At 45.1% G+C, this 4,283-nt stretch carries 4 protein-coding genes and 3 pseudogenes; all 7 read right to left on the bottom strand.

Features of this window, described 5'->3' with window-relative positions:
• Positions 1-442 (bottom strand): glycosyltransferase (locus C6Y40_RS05035; protein WP_146129501.1); only part of this gene is annotated, 442 nt, incomplete at its 3' end.
• The gene (locus C6Y40_RS05040) at positions 439-1,251 is read right to left on the bottom strand and encodes a glycosyltransferase family 2 protein (protein ID WP_105933636.1); all 813 of its coding nucleotides are present in this window, start codon (positions 1,249-1,251) and stop codon (positions 439-441) included. The genes C6Y40_RS05035 and C6Y40_RS05040, both read right to left, overlap by 4 nt.
• Entirely contained in the window at positions 1,248-1,763 is a 516-nt protein-coding gene (locus C6Y40_RS05045) for a glycosyltransferase family protein (protein WP_240621852.1), read from the bottom strand. Before C6Y40_RS05045 ends, C6Y40_RS05040 begins: the two co-directional genes overlap by 4 nt.
• Positions 1,764-2,024: pseudogene (locus tag C6Y40_RS25125) on the bottom strand (glycosyltransferase family 2 protein); the annotation flags it as partial. It abuts the gene before it with no gap.
• Between the two features lie 44 nt (positions 2,025-2,068).
• The gene (locus tag C6Y40_RS05050) at positions 2,069-3,001 is read right to left on the bottom strand and encodes a DUF6492 family protein (protein ID WP_027951217.1); all 933 of its coding nucleotides are present in this window, start codon (positions 2,999-3,001) and stop codon (positions 2,069-2,071) included.
• A 260-nt stretch (positions 3,002-3,261) separates the two neighbouring features.
• A pseudogene (locus C6Y40_RS05055) lies at positions 3,262-3,708 on the bottom strand (transposase); the annotation flags it as partial.
• 229 nt (positions 3,709-3,937) lie between these two features.
• A pseudogene (locus C6Y40_RS05060) lies at positions 3,938-4,283 on the bottom strand (IS91 family transposase); the annotation flags it as partial.

Consider the following 4,283-nt stretch of genomic DNA (forward strand, 5'->3'; position numbering starts at 1 on the left):
TGCCCAGAAAATGGAAATAATTCTGTGGTTTACCTAAATGCGGCTGGCCATATTCGGTCCAGTCCAGACCGTTGTGTATGAAACACTCCGCATTGTGGTTGTTAGCGTGGCGTGCACTTAAAAACACTGTATTTTGGCCATAGCTACGGGCATGTTCTGCATTACCATGCTCAGTACTAATATAAGGCACATCTAACTCACCATCAAAGGGCTGGTGAAAATGCACTATATCGGGCCAGCCGCCTATCTGCTCACGCATAGACTTTGTCGCATCATACCGAGCAGCATTCTTTGGTAAGTCTGGAGCGTCCCCCCACAACAAACGTACCTCGTGACCAGACGCCTGTTGCGCAGTTAATAAGCCCCAGACAATACGCTCAGTTCCACCGTAATCTCGAGCAGGCAAAGACAATTTACTTTGCAGTACGTGCAGAATTTTCATTTTAATCGTCCTCTCTGCAGAGCATCGGCATGTTGTTTACCGGCAAGCTGTTGGTATTCAAACAATTTTGCCTCTTTTAGAAAAGCATACATAGCTTCAATATGCGCATGCACAAGCCCCCGCTTACCAGACAGAAACATTCTTTGCAGAACATAGGATTTGACAAAGGTAAGAGGGAAAATAAAGCAGAGTTTAATCAGAGATGGTCTTTTACGTTTTTCAAACTTTTCAAGCGCTTTGAGCGAAGAGTACTTATTCTTTTTTTGCATCAGTGACTCTGTGGTTCCGTAACCAAAATGCGTAACCAGCCCCTGCACTTTGACAGTCGATACCCCTTTTGCCAACACCAGATTTTCATGAACTTTTCGATCAAGTGGGTACTGCGCCTGACTTCGCCGGAACACGCGGACTATAGAACGTTTGCCTGAATACGGCGACATGGGCTCGCCCCAAAAAACATCCTCAAAGTACAAGCGCATGGCAATGTCTTCGCTCTGTTCGTACAGTTTCCGAATATGTGTTATCACCTCAGATGAAAGTATTTCGTCGCCATCAACATTAATTACCCAATCATACTGGCACAATGACATGGCAAAGTTTTTTTGCTTAGCAAATCCCAGCCAGTCCTGATGAACTACTTTAGCACCTTTTGCCCTGGCTATTTCCTGAGTGCCATCTGTACTGCCCGAATCAACCAGAATAATTTCGGCAAAGTCCTGCAAAGCATCCAAAACGGATGCTATGTGCGCTGCCTCATTACATGTCACCAGAAAGGCACTTATGGGTAATTTTTCAGCAGACTTTGTCATTGCTGTTTTGCCTTATGCTCAGCCTGTAAAGTAACCAGTGCAGCGTATTTATTAAAACCGTATTGCCCCAAAATAATGGCCATCAAAAAGCCTCTCCACCCGTCTAAAAAACCAAGATGTAACAAATATTGCTGCAAGAAGTCGGTAAAAAAACGTAGCACTGCAAACGCCAGGCTACTCCTTTTTCCTTTGGCATATTTTTCTTCAGCCAGTAAACAGGCATATTTCAGGTGTTTTTCCTGTGCATGATGATAACTGCGCCAACTGTGGTGAATAATGGCAGACTTAAGCGTACGACTTTTCTCATTTGGAATAAGCAGCGTTTCATGCACTTGGCGGTTCTTAAAACTCACACCGGTCTTTAAAAATAATTTACCCTGCGGCGAGGAATAACGACCATGCTTCAGCAACTTACCAAAAAAGTAAGTATGCCAAGGCATTTTAAATAAATTTTCCTGCAAATCTGGTTCAGACAAGACAGCATCAATTTCTGCTTTAAGGGCATCAGTCATGACTTCGTCAGCATCGATGTTTAATACCCAATCATGCTCACACCAGGTTAAAGCGCGATTACGTTGAGGGCCAAAGCCCGGCCAGTCAGTCTGATAAACCTTGTCTGCATACTGTTGTGCTATAGCTACAGTATTATCCTTACTGCCCGAGTCCAATACGATTAGCTGATCTACCCAACCAGAAAGCGATTGCAAACAACGCTCTATCCGATCTTCTTCATTACAGACAATCACAAAACAGGAAATTTTTCTCGTTCTCATGGCTATTTTGTCCAAGTATCACACTACGCTGCTTCATTGACGCCTTAATCGAAAAGCGCCAGTACTCTCGCATCAGGTTGCCGCTGAATAAATGCCGACAACCGCTCAAATACCTGCTTTGGCGGCAAGCGTGTTTTACTGCCCACCACACAGAATAACCCCGGATTGTCGGCTGCGAAGCTATCCGCCACCTGCCACTGCTCATAGGGGTGAGAGTCGTGTATCAACATGAGCTGCGGCACTTTACTGGTGCCTGCAATCACATGAAACTGCTCTAACAGCTGATGCTTTAGCGCACACAGATAATATAGCGAATATTCGGTCCACTTTAGCTGCAGGTAACGGCCCAGCCACCAGTTGCGTGGGTCTGTAGGGTTGTGTAATGAGCACAACCTGTCAGCCCAAGTTAACTGTCTGTTTTTTGGTTTTAAATCCTGCATCAACTGTTGGCTGATGGTTTTTGCCATCAACGCCGGTGTCACTGTCATACCTACTCCTTTCGGGCCGATATTTGCACTGATACCTAACAGCCGGGCAGACGAACGCCACCATTTCGGATGCTGTGCCCTTGGCTCATACTGCAACAACGCCTTGCCCTCGGGTAGTAACAATAATTCTGTTAACGGCTTTAAGCAGACCACATCGGCATCCAATGTCAGATAGAACTTATTAGACACTTTATTTGCAATCGCTATTTTGACCAATTGCTGCTTACGCCAGCCGCGCATCTTAGGGTATTTTTTCAGCTCCGGCAGCAACTCGTCTTCAGAAATGACGATTATATTTAACCCTTGCCAACAGGCATATTCATGTCTGACCAATTCCACTTCATACCCGGGCACGACAACAAACAATTCGCTAATCAACCCCGCCGGCAAAAAAGTGCTGAGCGACGTAAAAAGAATGTGCGCCCGCTTTAAGTCGTTGACATCATAACTGCCACTGGCTTTCAGGGGCAAAACGGCGCTAATCGCCATAAAAACTCCTCTATAATCACACCGGCCCTATCCAGGGATAATTTTGTGTCACAGTGAAAGGCGGCGTAGCCTACCCTAACAGGCTGTTGAAAAATCTGGTTTTCCTGAATGCTACGACTTTTATAACAAGTGCGCCTTAGTAAAATTTATCTTGGTATTTCTCGATGCTTCAGCACCAATAATCTTTCTGCAGCAAGTCTTGTTCAAAATTTGATCAAAACACTCGTAAATGTCAGCTATCAAAGCCCTTAATTGCCCTTTCAGACAATCAACACCTTCAATCGGGTCAAATTATAGGCAGCCGCCGTAAAGCGGAAGATCCAAGAGACCTTGGCTCGCCCAACATGACGAAGTTTTCTCATCAGCCCTATATCTTTCATCCAGCCGAAGCACTCTTCAATTCGCTTGCGTTTGACTTGGCTGATTTTATAGCCCTCGGTGCCCGTCGTTCGTTTATCAATGCAGCTACGCAAGGACTTGGCAGCTACGTGTGGGGTAATGCCCAAGCCACGACTACCCTCAACAAATTCCAGGGTGTCGTAGCCTTTATCGGCACCTACGGTTCTTCCGGGACGTGTTCCCTGTTTTGCCAACATCGTGGTACCCGCATCCCACTCTTTACTTGTGCCAGCTTCAGTGACTTCAGCCTCTACGATCAGTCCGTTTCGATTTTCCGTCAGGATGTGCCCCATGTGACACAGCTTTGACTCTTTCCCTGAGTATAAGACGGATTAAAGCTATTTGCTACCCCCTATGACAGTTGTCTTTTTGACTAGATTGGTTTGTTGAATTATCGAATTGTGGGAGTATTTTAAGGCGTGTTAGTTTGCAATGTCTTGCGACGATAGGCCTTTGGTGCAGGAAATGGGGGGTGAAGCGCGAATAGCCCCACCATTTACTAGCGTTTTTCTTTACTCTTGCAGCAGTAAATGGAGCCTACGCCCCAAAATTGAAGTCACGTTGAATAGTGAAATCGTTTGTGTATTGTTCATCAGGTGGTGCACGCAAATGTGGCAATAGCTTTGTTTGTTTAGAAGTTGGGTGCTTTTTATCTATATGTGCCAGTATTTTCTGAATAACGTGTATATCTATAATACAAGCGATGATGCTTACATTGTGGTTCTCGCATTTTTCGCATTCGGTAATGTCTATATTGAATACCCGCTTTAACCGCTGTGCCCATGACATAGCCCTTGCATGGTAAGGTTTATCTGATTGCCCATCTTTTTGATTGACAATTTTCGGGCTGTTTTTGCCTCTCTGTGACGCAGTAATTTGTGCT

It is taken from the genome of Marisediminitalea alba (assembly GCF_002993365.1).
Classification (GTDB): Bacteria; Pseudomonadota; Gammaproteobacteria; order Enterobacterales; family Alteromonadaceae; genus Alteromonas; species Alteromonas alba.